Annotated in this window: 21 protein-coding genes and 1 pseudogene; 12 read left to right on the top strand and 10 right to left on the bottom strand. The window is 40.5% G+C overall.

Translation table 11 applies throughout. From position 1 onward, the window contains the following. Positions 1-28: 28 nt before the first annotated feature. Positions 29-712 (top strand): class I SAM-dependent methyltransferase, encoded by a 684-nt coding sequence (locus MST18_RS09595; RefSeq protein ID WP_180133005.1) that lies wholly within the window; start codon positions 29-31, stop codon positions 710-712. Between the two features lie 214 nt (positions 713-926). Then, positions 927-2,543: pseudogene (locus tag MST18_RS09590) on the top strand (GMC family oxidoreductase). Positions 2,544-2,647: 104 nt separating this feature from the next. Here MST18_RS09590 and trmB read toward each other — a convergent pair. From trmB to MST18_RS09575, 3 genes are all read right to left on the bottom strand, one after another. Next, positions 2,648-3,364 carry a tRNA (guanosine(46)-N7)-methyltransferase TrmB gene (gene trmB / locus MST18_RS09585; protein WP_180023891.1) on the bottom strand — a complete coding sequence of 239 codons (717 nt, stop codon included), beginning with the start codon at positions 3,362-3,364 and terminating at the stop codon, positions 2,648-2,650. Between the two features lie 174 nt (positions 3,365-3,538). Further along, a complete protein-coding gene (locus MST18_RS09580; RefSeq protein ID WP_180133006.1) occupies positions 3,539-5,479 on the bottom strand; it encodes an ATP-binding protein in 1,941 nt (646 codons plus the stop codon). A 289-nt stretch (positions 5,480-5,768) separates the two neighbouring features. Next, positions 5,769-7,211 carry a SulP family inorganic anion transporter gene (locus MST18_RS09575; protein ID WP_180133007.1) on the bottom strand — a complete coding sequence of 481 codons (1,443 nt, stop codon included), beginning with the start codon at positions 7,209-7,211 and terminating at the stop codon, positions 5,769-5,771. Between the two features lie 215 nt (positions 7,212-7,426). Between MST18_RS09575 and MST18_RS09570 the strand changes: the two genes are divergently transcribed. Continuing rightward, the gene (locus tag MST18_RS09570; RefSeq protein WP_180115241.1) at positions 7,427-8,038 is read left to right on the top strand and encodes a glutathione binding-like protein; all 612 of its coding nucleotides are present in this window, start codon (positions 7,427-7,429) and stop codon (positions 8,036-8,038) included. Between the two features lie 82 nt (positions 8,039-8,120). Here MST18_RS09570 and MST18_RS09565 read toward each other — a convergent pair whose 3' ends face one another. The 6 genes from MST18_RS09565 to MST18_RS09540 form a co-directional block, all read right to left on the bottom strand. Next, a complete protein-coding gene (locus MST18_RS09565) occupies positions 8,121-8,693 on the bottom strand; it encodes a hypothetical protein (protein WP_180115240.1) in 573 nt (190 codons plus the stop codon). A gap of 181 nt (positions 8,694-8,874) precedes the next feature. Beyond that, positions 8,875-9,660 (bottom strand): thiazole synthase, encoded by a 786-nt coding sequence (locus tag MST18_RS09560; RefSeq protein ID WP_111885685.1) that lies wholly within the window; start codon positions 9,658-9,660, stop codon positions 8,875-8,877. A 12-nt stretch (positions 9,661-9,672) separates the two neighbouring features. Beyond that, entirely contained in the window at positions 9,673-9,870 is a 198-nt protein-coding gene (gene thiS, locus MST18_RS09555; RefSeq protein WP_111885686.1) for a sulfur carrier protein ThiS, read from the bottom strand. 57 nt (positions 9,871-9,927) lie between these two features. Then, positions 9,928-10,293, bottom strand: a complete 366-nt coding sequence (locus MST18_RS09550) for a DUF423 domain-containing protein (protein ID WP_180133008.1) — start codon at positions 10,291-10,293, stop codon at positions 9,928-9,930. A gap of 169 nt (positions 10,294-10,462) precedes the next feature. Next, positions 10,463-11,332 carry an RNA polymerase sigma factor RpoH gene (gene rpoH, locus MST18_RS09545; protein WP_180034717.1) on the bottom strand — a complete coding sequence of 290 codons (870 nt, stop codon included), beginning with the start codon at positions 11,330-11,332 and terminating at the stop codon, positions 10,463-10,465. Positions 11,333-11,474: 142 nt separating this feature from the next. After that, positions 11,475-11,669: a sulfurtransferase TusA family protein gene (locus tag MST18_RS09540; protein WP_078189214.1), complete on the bottom strand. Its 195-nt coding sequence runs from the start codon at positions 11,667-11,669 to the stop codon at positions 11,475-11,477. Positions 11,670-12,084: 415 nt separating this feature from the next. On the opposite strand from MST18_RS09540, the gene MST18_RS09535 reads away from it, so the two are divergent. Continuing rightward, entirely contained in the window at positions 12,085-12,297 is a 213-nt protein-coding gene (locus tag MST18_RS09535) for a cold-shock protein (RefSeq protein WP_005014923.1), read from the top strand. A 99-nt stretch (positions 12,298-12,396) separates the two neighbouring features. Beyond that, on the top strand, positions 12,397-13,548 hold the full coding sequence (gene rhlB, locus MST18_RS09530) for an ATP-dependent RNA helicase RhlB (protein ID WP_180003018.1): 1,152 nt from the start codon (positions 12,397-12,399) through the stop codon (positions 13,546-13,548). Between the two features lie 98 nt (positions 13,549-13,646). On the opposite strand, the gene MST18_RS09525 is transcribed toward rhlB, so the two are convergent. After that, a complete protein-coding gene (locus MST18_RS09525) occupies positions 13,647-14,036 on the bottom strand; it encodes a hypothetical protein (RefSeq protein ID WP_180106623.1) in 390 nt (129 codons plus the stop codon). 213 nt (positions 14,037-14,249) lie between these two features. Between MST18_RS09525 and MST18_RS09520 the strand changes: the two genes are divergently transcribed. The 7 genes from MST18_RS09520 (at position 14,250) to MST18_RS09490 (ending at position 19,840) form a co-directional block, all read left to right on the top strand. Continuing rightward, a complete protein-coding gene (locus MST18_RS09520) occupies positions 14,250-14,840 on the top strand; it encodes a nitroreductase family protein (protein WP_171525909.1) in 591 nt (196 codons plus the stop codon). Positions 14,841-14,900: 60 nt separating this feature from the next. Then, entirely contained in the window at positions 14,901-15,974 is a 1,074-nt protein-coding gene (locus MST18_RS09515; protein WP_180133009.1) for an NAD(P)H-dependent glycerol-3-phosphate dehydrogenase, read from the top strand. Between the two features lie 79 nt (positions 15,975-16,053). Continuing rightward, the gene (locus MST18_RS09510) at positions 16,054-16,509 is read left to right on the top strand and encodes a histidine phosphatase family protein (RefSeq protein ID WP_078193626.1); all 456 of its coding nucleotides are present in this window, start codon (positions 16,054-16,056) and stop codon (positions 16,507-16,509) included. A gap of 27 nt (positions 16,510-16,536) precedes the next feature. After that, the gene (gspL, locus tag MST18_RS09505) at positions 16,537-17,676 is read left to right on the top strand and encodes a type II secretion system protein GspL (protein WP_180133010.1); all 1,140 of its coding nucleotides are present in this window, start codon (positions 16,537-16,539) and stop codon (positions 17,674-17,676) included. Continuing rightward, the gene (gene gspM / locus MST18_RS09500) at positions 17,676-18,155 is read left to right on the top strand and encodes a type II secretion system protein GspM (protein ID WP_168378926.1); all 480 of its coding nucleotides are present in this window, start codon (positions 17,676-17,678) and stop codon (positions 18,153-18,155) included. Before gspL ends, gspM begins: the two co-directional genes overlap by 1 nt. A gap of 90 nt (positions 18,156-18,245) precedes the next feature. Beyond that, on the top strand, positions 18,246-19,247 hold the full coding sequence (locus MST18_RS09495) for a quinone-dependent dihydroorotate dehydrogenase (RefSeq protein WP_078188867.1): 1,002 nt from the start codon (positions 18,246-18,248) through the stop codon (positions 19,245-19,247). 5 nt (positions 19,248-19,252) lie between these two features. Further along, complete coding sequence (locus MST18_RS09490) at positions 19,253-19,840, top strand: CvpA family protein (protein WP_180133011.1); 588 nt, start codon at positions 19,253-19,255, stop codon at positions 19,838-19,840. The last annotated feature ends 11 nt before the right edge of the window (positions 19,841-19,851 follow it).

Genomic DNA, 19,851 nt, shown 5'->3' with positions numbered 1-19,851 from the left:
TAGACATACATGTCAAACAGGATGTTACATGGCAAAAGATTTTAATAGACCACAAGTGGTCGAAAGTTATGATGCACATATTCGAAAATTAATTCCCGGCTATGAACTTGTCCATCAACAAATTCAGGCGGTGTTGAATTGCCATGTCGCTGAAGATGCCCATGTACTGATCATTGGATGTGGGACGGGCTATGAATTGGGTTATCTCATGGCCTTGAATCCAACATGGTCATTTACCGTTACAGAATTGTCTGAAAATATGCTGAATCAAACACGGCAACGCGTTGAAGCCGCTGGACAGTTGCATCGCGTCAAATTTGTTTTGGGCAGTCATACTGCTTTTGAGGAAGTAAGTTGTTTTGATGCGGTGCTGAGTATCTTGGTGACGCATTTCATTGCGTTGTCAGAGAAAACGAATTTTTTAGCAAAAGCATTTGAACTGCTTAAACCGCATGGCATTTTTTTAAGTTTTGACTTGATGCAAACTCATTCGAATTTTGAGCAGCGTGTCCTGCCTGAATTTTGCCAAATGCAAGGTTTATCTGCTGCGCAAGCGACAAAAATGATGCAGCGTTTAGAAGATGATTTTGAACTGATTAGCCAGCAGCACTATCAAAGCTTACTGACGGAAATAGGCTTTGATCAAATTTATTGTTTCAGTCAAATCTTTAGCTATGCAGCTTACAGTGCTTTTAAAACGGCTATGGATTAAAAGAATAAAGACCAAGTTTGAGTATATTAAGTTTATCGATCATTTTCATCGATATAGTTACTACGTTGCATGAGTGAAACTTGCATCAAAATTTTGATCAATAGTCTCATTTTTCTTGCTCGGTATGGCGCTCATTATTTTAAGAAAGAAACTTTTCAGTCAGCGTTAAATCCATTATTGTGCATTTATAAAAATAATCAATTGGATGAAAATAATGTCAAAAATGGAATTTGATTACATTGTGATTGGTGGCGGAAGTGCGGGGTGCGTACTGGCTGCACGCCTCAGTGAAGATCCGAATATATCTGTGTGCTTACTAGAAGCAGGCGGGCAAGGTGATCAGTGGACGGTCAATATTCCAGCTGCATGCGTGGTGAGCTTGCCGACCAAGATCAATAATTGGGCCTTTGAAACTGTGCCTCAAGCTGGCTTGAATGGTCGTAAAGGCTATCAACCACGTGGAAAATGCCTTGGCGGTTCATCCAGTATTAATGCCATGATTTATATTCGTGGACATAAAAATGACTATGATCAATGGGCGGTACAGGGCAATACTGGCTGGTCATACGACGAGGTCTTGCCCTATTTTATTCGCTCGGAAAATAACAACCGAATACACAATGAATTTCACGGTAATGACGGCCCTCTTTCCGTCACAGATGTACAAAGCGATAATATTTTCCATCAACGCTATACCGAAGCGGCTCGTGCACAAGGTCATAAAGTCCTTGATGATTTTAATGGCGCAGAACAAGAAGGCTTAGGGATTTATCAGGTAACACATATCAATGGAGAGCGTTGTAGTGTGGCGCGTGCTTATTTGTTTCCGCATTTAAACCGACCATATTTAACTGTATAGACCAAAGCCACAACACATAAAATCATTATAGAAGATAAAGTGGCCACAGGTGTTGAAGTCCAACATGCAGGGCAAATGAAACACCTAAAAGCAAGACGAGAGGTCTTGCTCAGTGCCGGTGCAATGCAATCACCGCAGATTTTAATGTTGTCTGGAGTAGGCGATCAGGCCGAACTCCAAGCGCATGGTATTGAAGTGAAACATCATTTACCGGGTGTAGGAAAGAACTTTCACGACCATCCCGATTTCATTTTTGGTTATAAAGTCAAAGAATACCAAGGCACATTTGGCGTGTCTTTACCCGGCTCAATTGATATGTTCAAGCAGTTCAGTCGCTATCGTAAGGAACGACGGGGTATGATTGCTTCAAATTTTGCAGAATGCGGTGGTTTTCTAAAGTCTTCACCCGATTTAGCGATACCAAATTTGCAATTACACTTTGTCGTGGCGTTAGTAGATGATCATGCACGGAAATTTCATACAAGCCATGGTTTATCGTGTCATGTGTGTCTGCTCAATCCAAGAAGTCGCGGCACGATCAAACTAAGTGGTTCCAGTGTCAATGATCCATTATTGATTGATCCAAACTTTTTAGGGGATGAGCAGGATTTAGAAGATTTGGTACAAGGCTTTAAGTTGACGCAGCAATTAATGATGTCGCCGTCTTTATCGAGTCATTATCAGCAAGATTTATTTACCTCACTGGTCAAAACAGATGATGATATACGTGCAATCTTACGTCAGCGTGTGGATACGGTTTATCACCCTGTCGGTAGTTGTAAGATGGGCGTAGATGAGATGTCTGTGATTGACCCTGAATTGAAAGTCTACGGCATTCAAAACCTTCGTGTCGTCGATGCATCTATCATGCCTTCTGTGGTGAATGGCAATATCAATGCACCGACAGTGATGATTGCTGAAAAAGCCATGGATATGATTCGACAAAGTCAGCTCCAATCACAAGTAGCTTAGATGTAAGCCGTTTTTATATGATTTGATACAACACAGATAAATCTTAGATCAAAAACAGCAATAAAAAACCACCGCTAACGGTGGTTTTTTGCTTCATTTAAAAATTAATATACTTTTTTGAAGATGAAGTCATTAATTTTATGGCCTGCTTCAATTCCGCGACGTTCAAACTTAGTTTGCGGGCGCCAATCTGGACGAGGGTAGCTATTGCCTTTACCTGCAAGGTTTTCCAGACGTGGACGTTCTTCAAGCACTTCGATCATCCATTCAGCATACGGTTCCCAGTCAGTCGCTGAGTGGAATGTGCCGCCGATTTCTAATTTTTCTTCAACCAATGGCATACGGTCATGAGATACAAAACGACGTTTGAAATGACGTTTTTTCTGCCATGGATCTGGGAAGTATAATTGCACAGTGTTAATACTATTATCTGGCATTTCACGTAGCACTTGGATGGCATCAGCATCTAATACTCGAAGGTTAGTTAAACCTGCAAGACCTGCTTCATACACACATTGAGCGATACCCGGAACATGTACTTCAATACCGACAAAGTTACGTTCAGGGTTTGCTTTTGCCATCAGTACCAAAGAACGCCCCATACCAAAACCGATCTCAACAGTTAATGGGCGTTCAGGGTGTTCAAAATGCTGACGCAAATCCCCAACAGGATATTCCAAAATTAGATGACCATATTGTTCCAGCGCAGTACGTTGCGAAGTATTAAGTGGCGCAGAGCGGCGCATAAACGTCACGATTTCACGGTGTTCGTTCAGGTTATCCAGATCTACTGCGTGCTGGTCTAATTGATCGTTCGACATAACTTTGGCAAATGTAAAAAATTCGAATGCCGTATTTTAAGTCCTGAGATACACAAGTCAAATTTTTACCGTGAATAAATCCGCTTTTTGCTCAATCTTACCGATTGGAGCCGTGCTGAGCATTTGCCATGTACAGTCAAATGCTCAGCTCAAAAGTCATGAATTAACATTAATCTAGGCTGTTTTTTCATCAAGATCTTCACTGTCAGCACCATCAAGCTTAAACGGTAAAATGGCCTCAAGAACGGTACAACCCGGCTGTGACTGTATTTTAAGTTCACCACCGATACGATGGATTCGTGTTTGCATACTATGTAGGCCGACATGCAGCCCTTGTTCAACATCATTAGGGTCAAAGCCGATACCATTATCTTCAATACGTAATATCAGTTGAGTCTCTGTTTCGAACAAACTGACTTGAACTTTGCTAGCCCGACTATGCTTTAAAATGTTGGTCAGGGTTTCTTCTGCGACACGAGTCAAATTGAGACATTGGGTCGCAGAAGGTGAGTGAATCCATTCGGCAGCAATTTTCCAGCTCGAGCTCATGTCTAATTCTTCAAAGAGCTGTACAAAGCGATGGCGAATCGGTGCCGCCCATTCGATCGGGGTGTCTGGAACTTTCGTTCCTATACTCGAACCTGAATCGATGACTTGTCTTAAATCATTTCGGAACAGTTTAAGCATCGACATGATTTGTGGTTTTTCAATTTTGTCATTTTGTTCTAACAGTAAAATTGAACGGACAATTGATCCGCCTAAACCATCATGTAAGTCATGAGATAAATGAATTCGTTCTTGAAGTCGTGCATTTTCAAGCGCGAGTTGATGTTGTTGACCAAGTGAGGTAGCGAGTTTCAGTTCAGCTCGTTGTACATTTTCAGTTAAGGTCTTATTAAAACGCTCAATTTGACGGGTGTGTCGAGCTAAACGCAAAGCCAGTACGCCGCCCAAAACGAGGGTGGTTAGTGGGCCAGTATATGGTGAGAGCGCATGGCCTTCCATGGTCATCATAAAGTGCGCATCATGTACCGCAATTGGTAAATAAATCAGATACAGCGTTGCAAGCAAATAGGTTTCAGCCATTTTGGCTTTATAGGCTAAATATGGGTAGCTAATACATTTGGCCATAAAGACCAAAACAAAGAAGCTAAAACAAATTTGGATGACGGTCTTTAAATAAGCCTCTGGCGCAAAACCTATACAGAGCGCGGCGATGGTGGCTAGGCTTAATAACAGTTTCTGAATTTTCGGGAATGGGTGGTTTGCAAAATACCATGCACCAATACAGCCAAAAACCGTATAAAAGCAGAAAATTATATTTTGCATACGGTCGATCTGTACGGTGGTTAGAAATGCAATTGGCCCATTAAAAATAATACACAGGCTATAAAACACCCAACACATACCAGTGATGGTTAACCATAAGTAAGCTCTTTCATTACGATTGGCGAGCCATGCTAAAAAAAAGAACACAGCCACGACGAAATTAATCATCGTATTGAGTTCGACTAATTGTCGTTGTTCGAGTAACCAAATTTTAAAGGTGTCATAGACTTGCGGGTATTCTCCAATTTCAACTGAACTGAGTCCTGATTTTTGGGTCACTGAACCATACACTTGCACCCAAATGGTATTTACACCTTGCTTTAAACTCGAGCTAGGCAAGTTCAATAGTCTAGGTTGATGTTGGCTTCGTGAAAAATGTTCTGTTGAAATATAATCTTGCCAAAGTAGGGTATCGTTGATGTAAACCCGTCCACTTTGGGTGATGCCTTGTATGGCGATAGCGATGGGTTGATTTAACTGATGGAAATTACAGTTCAACTTAAATTGGATTTTGTACCAAGCGATACCATGATAGTCCGGCCAACGTTTATTCCATGTGTCTGGAAGCTTTTGCAGATTTTGCCAACCTGTACGTGGGCGCTCTTGCTCGACAGCGCTTTTAGCTGTGGCAATATGGGTAATTTCAACAGGACAATGACTGCTTGAGATCTGAGGGGTGGAATTGGCAAAAGTGGGTATAGCAATACAACATAGCAGGCAAAATAGACTCGCTAAGACCAGCAGCCGATTTGCTTGAATGCAGTGTCGTGACCAAAACCATACCATCAAAATTCCCCCAATTTTGTGTATCCACAATTTAAAAAAATAAATAGAAAGTCACATCAAATCTTTGTTTTATTCTTGATAGTTATAATTTTATGAGATGAATTATACAGTTAAATCGAATGAATGGTGAATTTTTCTCTTTTTTATAGCCTTAGTATTTTATGTAATGTCATTACAAATGAGACTTTGATTATTGAAACCCTTTGCTATATACATCCTGAATAGGGTTTCAATAGGTCACACTTTATTGAAAATTGATTGGATTCAAAGTGAATATTTCAAAAATCCATTAGTCACTGACACGGTCGAGTAAAGTGCTACTTGCTTCATTTAAGCCAAAAACCTCTACTTGAATCTGTCTTGATTCAAATTTTTGCACGACATTCTTCAAAATATTAACGGAAGTAATATCCCAAATATGTGCATGACTCAGATCAATTCGAACATGACTAACCCTCTCCTGAAAATCAAAAAATTGATAAAAACTCTCAGAGCTACTAAAGAAAATTTGCCCATAGACCGTGTAACTACGGACTTTGTCTTTAAGTTCTGATGTGACTTTTACCGAACTTTCCAGTTGATTGATAATAAACAACGCAGAGAGGAGCACACCAACCAATACGCCAAGCGCCAAGTTATGTGTTGCAAGCACCACGATCACCACAGCAATCATCACGACATTAAAAGACATTGGATGCTTTGAAAATTGCTTGACGGAATTCCACTGGAAAGTAGTGAATGACACCATGACCATAATCGCGACTAAGGCCGCCATTGGGACATAAGCCAACCATTCTTTTAAGAACACCACCAAACACAACAAAAATACACCTGCAACCAAAGTGGAAAGGCGAGTTCGCCCGCCAGAAATAACATTAATAATCGACTGCCCAATCATGGCACATCCAGCCATGCCGCCCATAAAGCCACTGACTATATTGGCAATCCCTTGACCACGACATTCCTGATGACGATCACCTTCAGTTCCAGTGACTTCATTGATCACTGTCGTGGTCATCATGGTTTCTAATAGGCCAACTGTTGCTAGGGTAATGGAATAGGGAAAAATAATCGTGAGGGTTTCAAGATTAAAAGGAATTTCAGGAATCAAGAAAATAGGTAAAGTCTCTGGAAACTTACCCAAATCACTCACAGTACGCAGGTCAGCACCTAAAAATAATGCCAAACCACTGAGGACAATAATGCAAATCAGCGGTGATGGAATGGCTTTGCCAATTTTAGGTAGATATGGAAACAGATAAATAATTGCAAGCCCTAAAAGCATAAAGACATAGCCCAAACTATCCATCTTTGACATTTCAGGTAGCTGTGCGAAAAAAATCAAAATCGCGAGTGCATTTAAAAAACCATACACCACTGACTGCGAGACGAAGCGCATAAGTTTTGCGACTTTAAAATAGCCAGCAATGAACTGAATCACACCAGTTAAAACCGTGGCAGCCAAAAGGTATTGCAAACCATGATCTTTGACCAAAGTGATCATAAGTAAGGCCATTGCACCCGTAGCAGCTGAAATCATTGCTGTACGACCACCAAAAAAGGCAATGGTGGCGGCAATACAAAACGAAGCGTACAAACCAACCTGAGGGTCAACCCCAGCAATAGCTGAAAAGGCGATGGATTCTGGAATCAACGCAAGTCCAACCACCAAGCCAGCGAGTACATCAGTACGAATATTGGAAAACCATTGTTCTTTTTTAAGTTGTAACACGGTAACTTTTCATCAAATCTTAAACGCGGCTATGTTAAAACAACTAAGTATAAAAATGCATAACACAGTGACTTGAAATCTTCTTAAATATGGATAATAGTCAATGAGTATATGTGTTTCAGCATTTACGCTTTTTTGCAATTTACAGGTTTGATCACTTGAAAGTTTGACAGAAGAGATTTAAAACATTGAATAGTACATAACAAGGATCAGATATGAAGCTTTATTATTCTCCAGGTGCATGTTCATTAGCATCACATATAATTTTAAATGAAATTAATGTCGATTTTGATTTGGTCCGTGTTGACCTAAAAAACCATAAAACAGAAAAAGGGATAGATTATTACGAGATCAACCCAAAAGGTTATGTACCTGCATTAGAAATTAACCCAGGTTTGATCTTGACCGAGAATGTGGCCATTTTACCGTTCCTTGCACAGCATGATCCAAAACAAGACTTAATTCCGCCATCAGGTTTAGGTCGTGCCAAAGTTTTAGAATGGCTTGGCTATTTGAACTCAGAATTACATGATGCTTATGCAGTATTCTTTGGTGCTCCACTAGATGCAGACGCTAAAGAAAAAGCTTATGCAGAAATTGATCGTTTATTGACATACATCGATAAAGCGATTGGTGAATCGGATAACGACTATTTGGTCGATGATAACTTTGGCCCAGCAGATGCTTATCTCTTTGTACTGACAAATTGGTCAAATGGCATCGGTCATGATTTAACGCCATATAAAAATATCATTGCATTACGCAACAAAGTTGCAGAGCGCCAATCAGTTCAAATTGCGATGCGTGATGAAGGATTAATTCCTTAAGTTGTGTATTCAAATTGAATTAAAAAAAAACCGCCGAAATTGGCGGTTTTTTATTGCTAGATTTTTATTGCTCAGGTTCAACTTAGTACTCGAACTGTGTATAGAAATCATCAAAGTTAATATTTTTAAGCGTCAGTTGTTGTGGTGCTTTGAAGGTTGACCATTTGGTTTGAGTTTTGGCATCTTCAAACATATTGCCGCCTACAATTTCCTTACGTTTTAAGGTCGAAAAATTATAGCTTTTCGATGTTTCTTCACCAGAAGCTCGATGAAAGCTACTGTAGTCAAAACCAATCAGGTCAAAGCGTTGATTTTGCCAACGGAAGGTATAACTATGTCGGGGCCATTCCCAGCCACCACAAGCCATAAAATAACTAAAATGAACGAGTAAATTGCCTTTACTGATTTGGATGTCTTCTGCTTCAGCAAGTGGATCAAGTAAGCATGAATTCGGTTGCTGAGCGACTGGGATACTGTTGTTTTCAACGATACGTTGATATCCCTTTGCGGTTTTAAAAAATACGATGAGTTGTCGTGGATGGTTATGAACGACTTTGCCATCGTCATCATAGGTCACCACATCGACTTTTTGTTTTTCCACGATCATCGCAATATCTGGCATTTGATCTTTGTTTAGGTCGCCAGTCGTAGCCATCAAAATGTCCCAACCTTGAGGCGCGAGTGATTTGGCTGTGCTGGGCACTTGGGCAGACAGCCAACTAGATGCGGCACAAAGACTCAAGGTACAGAATATATGGAATATTTTCATTATTATCAGGTTTGAAAAATCAAAAAGAGGACTCAATAGAGTCCTCTTTTATACCGTGAATGAGTTCTTATTTAAAGAAGTATCCAGTTTCAGGTGAACTGGCATTTGCCATGCGTTTACGCGGCATACGTCCTGCTAGGAATGCTTCACGGCCTGCTTCAACTGCTTTTTTCATCGCTGAAGCCATCAGAACAGGGTTTTGTGCAGCTGCAATTGCTGTATTCATTAATACGCCATCACAGCCCAATTCCATCGCTATCGCTGCATCACTTGCTGTACCTACACCCGCATCGACCAAGACAGGCACTTTGGCATTGTCTTTAATGATCGAAATGGTGTGTGGGTTGAGAATACCTAAACCTGAGCCAATAAGACTACCTAAAGGCATAATGGCTACACAGCCCATGCTTTCCAGTTCTTGTGCCACAATTGGGTCATCTGAGGTATAAACCATGATTTCAAAGCCATCGTCAATCAATGTACGTGCAGCTTTTAAAGTCTCGGTAATATTTGGATATAGGGTTTTCTCATCGCCTAAAACCTCAAGTTTAACCAGATTGTGACCATCTAATAGTTCACGCGCCAACATACAAGTACGAACCGCGCTGTTCGCATCGAAACAACCGGCTGTATTTGGCAAAATCGTATATTTCTCAGGTGGTACCACTGAAAGCAAGTTTGGTTGGTCTGGATGTTGACCAATATTCACACGGCGAATGGCAACGGTCACAATTTCAGCACCACTGGCTTGAATGGCCTGGTCAGTTTCCGTTAAGTCCTTGTACTTACCTGTACCAACTAAAAGTCGTGAATTAAATGTACGTGAACCAATGATTAGGGGTGTATCTTCCATGGGAGCTCCATTTTAGCCGCCACCTACGGCATGAATAATTTCAATATGATCTTGCTCTGCAATTGGGGTTTGTTCCAATTTACTTTTCGAGATGATCATTTCATTTTTTTCAACAGCGAAGCGTTTGCCTTCCAGTTGTAATTGTTGAACCAATTGCAAGAGGTTGACACATTCGGTTTGTGTAGCTTCGCCGTTTAAATAGATTTGCATTTGTGGATTCCGTTCTTGCTGCCTTACCTATTGAATAAGGCCAAAATCTGTTGTTAATTATTTTGCGTATTTAAATGCATTCCAGGCCAATATGAGCCATCCAGCAATCATCAGCGCTCCACCAATCGGGGTAATTGCACCGAGACCGCGTGGTAAACCTAGAGCCATCACATATAAAGAACCACAGAAGAAGAAAATACCAACTTGTATAAGGAGGAAACTAGCTTTTATTGGAAGTTGGGGAATGACTTTAGATAAGATCGCAATGGCCAGTAAGCCCAGTGCATGATAAAAGAAATAGTCCGTTGCAGTTTGCCACCAAGCCAATTGGGCTTCAGTCGCGCGCGCTTTTAATCCGTGTGCACCAAAGGCACCAAGCATTACAGCAAAAGCTAAGTTAAGTGCGGAAATGGCAATCCACATGTGCATTCACCTTAACAAAATTTGCGCATAACCATAGCATATTTAGCGGGCAGGATTAAAGCAAAAATGCCCAAAGTTTTTGTGTTGCAGTTTGTCATTCAAAAATATTCAGAAACAAAAAAAGAGCATCGAAATGCTCTTTTTAAGAATGACTGGAAAAGCCTTCAACTTAGTTTGAGGACATTGCGACTTTAATTTTTTCCATCGCATTTTTTTCCAACTGACGAATACGTTCAGCAGATACATTATATTCTGCCGCCAATTCATGCAGCGTCGACTTTTCGTCATCTAACCAGCGACGTTGTAAGATGTTACGCGAACGGTCATCCAACTGATCCATGGCTTCATGTAAAGCTGAAGTGCTTTGTTCTTCGTAATCTTCATCTTCCGCTAAACGCGCAGGGTCGTAACGGTTATCTTCGAGATAAAGGGCAGGAGCGACATGGGTCGAACCTTCATCGTCGTCATCACCTTGAGCTTCAAAGGCAGCATCATAAGCAGTTAAACGGCCTTCCATTTCCAAGACTTGTTCAGGTGTTACATTTAAGTCATTGGCAATCGACTGTGCTTCAGCCAAAGATAATTTTTTAGATGACTTTTTTAAGCTACGTAAATTAAAGAATAATTTACGCTGCGCTTTAGTGGTCGCAATTTTGACAATACGCCAGTTACGAATCACATATTCATGAATTTCTGCTTTAATCCAATGCACAGCAAAAGATACAAGACGTACGCCCATGTTTGGGTCAAAACGTTTTACCGCTTTCATTAAGCCCAAGTTACCTTCTTGAATCAGGTCGCCTTGTGGCAAACCGTAGCCTGCATAGCTACGTGCGATATGCACAACAAAACGAAGATGCGACATCACTAGCATTTTAGCTGCGTCTAAATCTTGGTCATAATAATAACGTTCGGCCAGCTCTTTTTCTTGTTCGGCCGATAAAATTGGAATCTGATTAACAGTACTAATATAAGCACCAAGATTCACCCCAGGTGCCGATAATGACAGGGGCATCAATTGATTGCTGCTGTCACTCATGTTTTCTCCTTGAGAATTAAAATGGGTAAGCCCAATAACTAAGATTCATCTTAATCCAATATTTCCGTAAATTATGGAAAATTGGGTATAGAAATGTAAACTTTTATTCAATTATGAAGCAATTTAGTTTAACTGAATCTTTTTAAGATTCAATCAAGTAATGAAACTCAGAATCGGAAATTTTGCGCATTTCACAGTTTAACTGATGTATTTGACAGTATCGTGATACATCTTGTTGGCTGTGCGGATCGGATGACTTTAACAATAAAGATTGGTCTGGACTTTTCTTTAAAGCTTTTTTGAGCATCAATAGTGGCATCGGGCAGGGTTTACCCATTGCATCTACAGTTAAAAGCGAATTTTGGCTGTCATTCACGAAGCAGATCCAACATGTTTACATTTCAATGGAAATATTAGCAAATACAGTGCCAAATCCCAACCTAAAATAGGTAAAAATCCTTTGTGATTTATAACTCAAACGATGTGAAAAAATAAGAATATTCAAAAGGAAAATAGATCAAAAAAATCTATTAATTGCGGTAAACCCGTGTTAAGCTCGTTGCGTTGTTAAGATTTTTGTTGGCTGTGAAGCCTCTTAACTCTTGATATATTTGGATGTAACCGGGATTTTGTTGATAGTTTTACAGAATGATTACAAGCTTAGAAATAAAAATATTTTTTTTAACCTTGTTTGGTCTGCTGTTTGCAACACCGGGTGGTCCTTCTTTTTTAAATACGATAAGGATTAACTTATGACAGCTCGTGAACAAGGCGTTGTTAAATGGTTCAACGACACTAAAGGCTTCGGCTTTATTCAACGTAACGGCGGCGACGACGTATTCGTTCATTTCCGCGCAATTATGGGCGAAGGCCACCGTTCACTTCGTGACGGCCAACGCGTAGAATTCAGCGTTGTTAAAGGTCAAAAAGGCTTCCAAGCTGAAGAAGTACAACCTTTAGACTAATCGTCTGAATGTACTCAAAAACGCTCCAATGTAAATTGGGGCGTTTTTTGTTTATAATGCTTCAGCAATTTTGTGATTATTCATTTAGGGCACATCTATATGTCATCAGGTTTTGAAACCTTAAATTTACATCCGAACCTTAAAAAAGCCATTGATGCTTTAGGTTTTAAGGATATGACGCCTATTCAGCAAAAGGTTTTAAAATTTACATTGGCTGGACATGACGCTATTGGTCGTGCTCAAACTGGTACTGGGAAGACTGCGGCTTTCTTGGTCAGTGTGATCAATGACTTGTTGAATAATCCAATTAAAGAACAGCGTTATCGTGGTGAACCGCGTGCATTGATTCTTGCACCAACGCGCGAACTTGCTTTGCAAATTGAAAGTGATGCAAAAGAATTAGTGAAATACACTGATCTCAATGTCATGACTTTGCTCGGTGGGGTAGATTTTGATAAGCAAAAAAATCTATTAAATCGTAATTTTGTCGACATTATGGTGGCGACACCGGGTCGCTTAATTGACTTTGTTGAACAAAAAGAAGTTTGGCTCGATCAAATAGAATTTTTAGTGATTGATGAAGCTGACCGTTTATTAGATATGGGCTTTATCCCATCTGTAAAACGTATCGTGCGCTTTTCACCACGTAAAGAACAACGACAAACTTTGATGTTCTCTGCAACATTTAGTTATGACGTTTTAAATTTGGCACAGCAATGGTTGTTTGAACCAGTAACTGTTGAAATTGAACCTGAGAAAAAAACTAATGCAGATGTAGAGCAACGTGTCTACATGGTGGCGAAGTCTGATAAATATAAATTGCTGGAAGACATCTTACGTGATGAACCAATTGAAAAAGTTATGATCTTTGCCAACCGTCGTGATCAAGTGCGTAAACTTTATGATCACCTCAAAAAAGATGGTTATAAAGTGGTGATGTTGTCAGGTGAAATCGCTCAAGATAAACGTTTGAAAATGCTTGATCAGTTCAAAAATGGTCAACATAACATCATGATTGCAACAGACGTTGCGGGTCGTGGTATCCATGTCGATGGTGTTTCTCATGTAGTGAACTTCACACTTCCTGAACAGTCGGATGATTATGTACACCGTATCGGTCGTACAGGTCGTGCAGGTACTCGTGGTGTGAGTATTAGTTTCTTGTCTGAAGATGATGCTTTTTCACTGCCTGAAATTGAAAAAGCCATTGGTCAAAAATTACCTTTAACCCGTTTAGACGGTTATTGCTAATTTTGCTTCTAAAAAGCCTGCAGATTTGCAGGCTTTTTTATTTCATGTCGACTATTTCATTTTGAGTTAATGACAAAACAAAATCACAGACTAGCGTTTTAGTTTGCACGGCAACTAAAGGTTAGTACGGTTTGGTAATCATCATCTTTGCTGATGCTACCGCTATTTCCAGTAATGGTGCCAAGTACGCCAGCCGCCGCCTGAATCATTTGACCTGTCTTTTCATCGACCACGCCTTTTAACACACCGTTGTATTCTTGCTTTTCATCCACCACGACAGGGGTCGCATTTTTACCACAGGTACTATTTGCAGCTGCAATTGCATTATTTTTTGCCGCTAAACTGGTTTTACCTACGGCAGTCACTTCATATTGATTATTTGGTTTTTGAATCGCTAAGGATTTTGTTGGTGTAGATGTACATGCAGCTAAAAACACAGTTGCGCTTAGCGTGCTAACAATGGCAACAGTTTTGTTGAATTTTTTCATGCGGTGCCCCCGAGTTAGAAACAATTTGATTTATTTGAACATAAAATTTCTTATAGAACAGGGAACTGCTGTACAAGTTATGCGGTTTTTTTATAGTAAATCTGTGAATAAAGCTGACTTAACAAATAAGCACTGAGTCTGATGTAAACATTCTAGAGTAAGTTATTGAGAATATGCTAATCTTGAGCAAACGTTTTAAAGTACAGTGTATAGATGTCAATTCTAAAATCAGCAGTTGATACAGTTCATCAAAATATTCATCAGCGTCAGTCGATTGGTCATTTAATTGAACCTGCGCCGAATGCTGAGCAATTGGAAAATGCGTTTCAAGCCGCTTTAACGGCGCCAGATCATCATCGTCTTAAGCCTACGCGTTTCGTGATTATTCCTGAAACTGAACGTGAAGCATTTGGTGAGTTGCTTTCACATGCTTTAGCCGATACTGGACAAACAGAAGAAGCGCAGTTGGAACGTGTGAAACACCATCCATTTCGTGCGCCACTATTGGTTTTGGCTTTAACCCAATTACAAGATCATCCCAAAGTTCCGCATTTCGAACAAATTTTAAGTTCAGGCGCAGCAGTACAAAACTTTTTGCTCTCTTTACAAGCACAGGGCTTTTCAACCATGTGGCGTAGTGGGGCGGTGGTTGAATCTAAATTGTTTAAACAAGCCTTAGGCTTAACGGAAAACGATTTGATTTCAGGCATTATTTATATCGGTACAGCTGTGAAAGCAATTCCACCTCGTGCTGAAATACAGTCTGCTGACTTTGTAAGCCATTGGCATAAAGCAAACCAATAAAAGTGAAAAATAGATCGATTGATGAAGTTCGATCAGTAAAGAAATTAGGATAAAAGAACAATGTCAGAACTTGATTTTGCAAGTCTTGTTAGCCCTGTGTCAGTTGACCAAAAAACTGCACTACGTGTTACGGTGTTGGGTGGTGGGAGTTTTGGTACTGCGATGGCCAATACCGCAGTACGTAATGGCTGTGACACCATGATATGGATTCGTGATGAGGCGGTAGCTGCGGACATCAATGCAACACATATCAATAAACGTTACTTGCCAGATTTTCAATTAGAAGCAGGTTTGCTTGCTGTTTCAGATTTAGAAAAAGCAGTACGTAATCGTGACATTATTTTGGTAGCCATTCCGAGCCATTCTTTCCGTAGTGTTTTACAGCAGATCAAACCTTTTATAACCTCACAAGCAGTGGTGTCTTTAACCAAAGGTATTGAAGCCAATACCTTTAGCTTTATGAGCGATATTATTCGTGAAGAACTTCCTGAAGTCCCTTATGGTGTGCTTTCAGGGCCAAACTTGGCGAAGGAAATTGTTGCAGGACAACCTGCGGGGACTGTGATTGCAAGCCAATCTGAACTGGTTCGTTATGCAGTTCAACAAGCGCTACACAGTGCGTTGTTCCGTGTATTTGCAAGTGATGATGTGCATGGCGTGGAATTGGGTGGTGCTCTGAAAAATATTTATGCAGTCGCGATGGGTCTAGCTGCAGCTTATGGTGTCGGTGAAAATACCAAGAGTATGATTTTGACACGTGCTTTGGCAGAAATGAGCCGCTTTGCTGTGAAATTAGGCGCAAACCCATTAACATTCCTAGGTTTATCTGGTGTCGGTGATTTATTTGCAACTTGCAGTAGTCCGCTCAGCCGTAATTACCAAGTCGGCTTTGCACTCGGTAGTGGTAAAAGCTTAGAACAAGCGACCAAAGAACTGGGACAAACTGCGGAAGGGATTAATACTATTGTGCAAGTACGCGCACGCTCTGACGAGCTCGGTGTGTATATGCCAATTACCAGTGCCTTGTACGAAGTGATTTTTGAAGGTGCGCCGGCACTGAACATTGCATTGTCATTGATGAAAAATGGACATCGCAGTGACGTTGAATTTGTCTTGCCACATCAGCAAGTTTAAGTTTGCTGATTAATATGCAATACACATAGCTTTGTCATACTGACTGTATATAATGTGCGGAATAGAATAAGGAAATTTTATGCAACTGACATTGGTTAGGCATGGCGAAGCTGCTCCGCCAGTAATGGGGAATGATGAAAAGCGTCCTTTAACAGCGCGCGGACAAACTCAAGCGGCAGAAACTGCAGCATATTTGAAAGATATAATTCAACCAGACGTTTTTGTGGTGAGTCCGCTACTGCGTGCGCAGCAAACACTTTCATCTTTGCAAAAACATTTTCCACATGTGCCTGTGGTTATTTGTAATGCCATCAAACCGGAAGATGATGCCAAAGTTGCAGTGGAATGGTTATCACATTTACCGTATGAGTCTATTGTGGTGGTGTGCCATATGAACGTTGTGGCACATATGGCCAGTGTTTTGGTCTCAGAATATTTTAATCCCTATGCTTTGGCAGAAGCGCGTATTTATGAACAAGCGGTCATTGCTCCAGGGTTATCGACTCAAATTAAAACGTTTATACCATCAACATAAAAACCAATTAAAACGGCAGAAAAATTAATGTTGTATTTATGGATGCCCGAAGCCAATGGGGTTTGGCAATGGTCAGAAGGGGATTTCTGGAAGCAGTCATCGACACTTGAACAATTGATTCAGGAAATTCAGCCATATGCGGGAAAGGAAGCGGTTGTTTTCTTTCCAAGTCGTGATGTACAAATCATTCAGCAAAATTTTCCAAAAAACCAATATAAAAAACTTGGCCCAGACGGCGTAAAATATTTACTTGAGGAATATGTCATTTTGCCTTTGGATGCAATGAAAGTATTGCATCATTTTCAAAGTCCGGATGAATTAACGGTCATGGGGATTGCACATAGTGCAGTCGAAACGATGCAGCATGCTTTGACGCTAATTCCTGTAAAAGTCATTTCGTTATTACCTGACTTTTTGGTCTTGCCAAGCCCAGAAGCTGGGCAACATGTTTTGGCAAATGTCAGCGGTCATTTATTGGTCCGAAATAGTGAATATGTCGGTCAGTCTGTTGATGATTTGGCATTGTACTTAGATTATCAAATTGGTCAGCCGAACTATAAGATTTCAAATCTAAGTTCAGATCAGACGCATAGTCTTGAAGCCACTGTAACTCATGATCACATTGAAACTTTTCACTATGAATTACCCAATATAAAAAAACCGAAACAACATCCACTCAATGTTTTGCCGAAAGCCAAAGCCAATACTGGTGTGAGTGGCTATTGGAAAGCATGTGCAGCAGTTTTGGTCGCAGCTTTAATTACACAGTTTAGCTATGATGCAGTTCGTTGGTATCAATACAAAAAAGTGGCAAATATCACTGCGTCACAAGCGATTGATCAGTTTAAATATTGGTTTGGTCAAAGCTATCCTGTGACCGAACAAACGCTGAAAAGCCAGTTCGAATCACAATTGCGTCAGAGTCAAACGGGCAATGCACTGGCTTTGTCTTTACTGAGCCGTGTCGGGCCAGTTTTAATGCAAAACCAAATTTCTGCAAATCGTGTCAGCTATGAAGCCTCGATGTTGAATATGGAGCTAAAAGCCAATTCGGCAGAAGTACTACAAACCCTAACCAATCAATTAAAACAACAAGGTTTTAAAGTCGAATTAGGGAATATTCAACCAAGTGCCAACGGCGCGATTGGATTGGTGAAAATACAATAATGATAAAAATGGAAAACCTACAGCAACGTATAGATGGGCAAATTGAGCGCATCACTGATTATTTAGACCAACTGTCAACACGTGAACGAGTCATGGTGATCTTTACCACGATTTTTGTTGTAGTGGCAGCGATTGGTTCGGCACTGTTTTATATGAACAAAGCTGCAAATTTTCAACAAAAGCGCGTGAATGAACTTAAGGATACTGTTGTTTGGATGCAAAGTAATGCCGTCACGATGAAACCAGCAGGTGATACACAACTGAGCGCGTTGGAAAAAGTTCAGCGTGTATCGCAACAACAGGGCTTGTCAGTAGCATCTCAACAAGTCGGCGAGCAAATACAGATTGCTGTGATGCATGAAAATTATGCAATTCTGGCCAATTTTTTGACGCAATTGGTTCAAATGGGCTTAAGTATTGAAAAGATGGAATTAAGTTCTGAAGCAGGACAGGTTAAATTAACAGCGAGTGTACAATAATCGGTAAAAATAAAGATCTGCTAAGCATGGTGTTTTATCTGTGCTGTGCCTATAATATGCCGACTTAAAAAGCAGTAGACTTTTATAGATATGTTGTATTCTCTAGCCCGCCCTTTGTTGTTTACTTTAGCACCAGAGCGTGCACATGAGCTGACATTGTCACTGTTGAAATCTTCTCACAAGATGGGAATGATGCGTCAAAACGTGGCGTCTAAACCAGTGACATGTATGGGAATCGAATTTCCTAATCCTGTTGGTTTAGCAGCCGGTCTTGATAAAAACGGTGCTTATATCGATGCGCTGGCGAGCCAGGGCTTCGGCTTTATTGAAATTGGTACAATTACACCACTTCCACAATCAGGGAACCCTGAACCTCGTTTATTTCGTTTACCGAAAGCAAAAGCCATTATTAACCGTATGGGTTTTAACAACGATGGCGTGGATCAGTTGATCGAAAATGTCAAAGCTGCAAAATTTAAGGGTGTACTTGGGATCAATATCGGTAAAAATGCAGTCACACCTGTTGAAAAAGCAGTTGACGATTATCTGATTTGTCTAGAAAAAGTTTATAACTACGCTTCTTATATTACGGTTAATATTTCATCTCCTAACACAAAAAATCTTCGCAGCTTACAAAGCGGTGATGCTTTGACTGAACTGTTAGAGACACTCAAGAAACGTCAACTCGAGTTGGCGGATGAAAATCAACATTATGTACCTTTAGTACTTAAAGTTGCACCAGATCTAGAACCAGAAGACATTAATTTTATTGCACAACAATTGTTAAAATTTAAAATTGATGGTCTGATTGTCACCAATACGACTTTGTCACGTGAAGGTGTTGAAGGCCTTCCATTTGGTGATGAAGCTGGTGGTCTATCCGGTGCGCCAGTCTTTGAAAAAAGTACGGCATGTTTGGCGGCTTTTGCTAAAGTATTAAACGGTCAAATTCCATTGATCGGTGTGGGTGGTATTTTGTCGGGCGCAGATGCTGTTGCGAAACAAAAAGCAGGAGCAAGCCTTGTACAAGTGTATAGTGGCCTCATATATACAGGTCCGACACTTGTAAAAGACTGCGTAGACGCATTGTAAATATCATGAATACCATTGATATCTTTATACTGATTATTTTGCTCATTGGAGGGCTTAACGGTTTGCGTCAAGGATTTGTAAAAGCCTTTGCGAACTTCATTGGATGGATTCTTGCACTTGTCATTGCGGCAAAGTATGCAACCGTCCTTGCACCTTCGATGACATCTTTAAGTACAGATCCAGTGGTACAGAAGATTGCCGCGTTCGCATTTATTGTATTGTTGATTGTAGTCATGACTTGGGTCGCGACATGGTTATTGAACAGTATTTTGAAAATATTAAAGCTCGGTCCGTTAAATCGACTGGCAGGTGGTGTTTTCGGAAGCTTGAAAGGATTGTTGGTGGTGCTGATCACTATGCAGGGGCTAGGTCCTTGGGTAGAAAGTTCACCACATTGGAAACAATCTAAAATGGTTCAGTCATTATTGCCATATGCGCCTTGGGCAACCGAATTGTCCAAAGATGCTGCAAATCAAGCACTTCATCATATTCAGTCTGAAGATGCTCAGAAATCTTCAGATCTCCCATCTGAGTCGCAGAACAAGCACGGACGTTCTGGATCGGGTGAGTCAACAAATAATCCTTTTTATTAACCCTAGCTTGT

Origin of the sequence: Acinetobacter sp. YH12068_T (genome assembly GCF_024606005.1) — a bacterium.
In the GTDB taxonomy this organism is placed as follows: Bacteria; Pseudomonadota; Gammaproteobacteria; order Pseudomonadales; family Moraxellaceae; genus Acinetobacter; species Acinetobacter amyesii.
The sequence above is the reverse complement of the archived record's forward strand: the minus strand, read 5'-3'. Positions and strand labels throughout refer to the sequence as shown.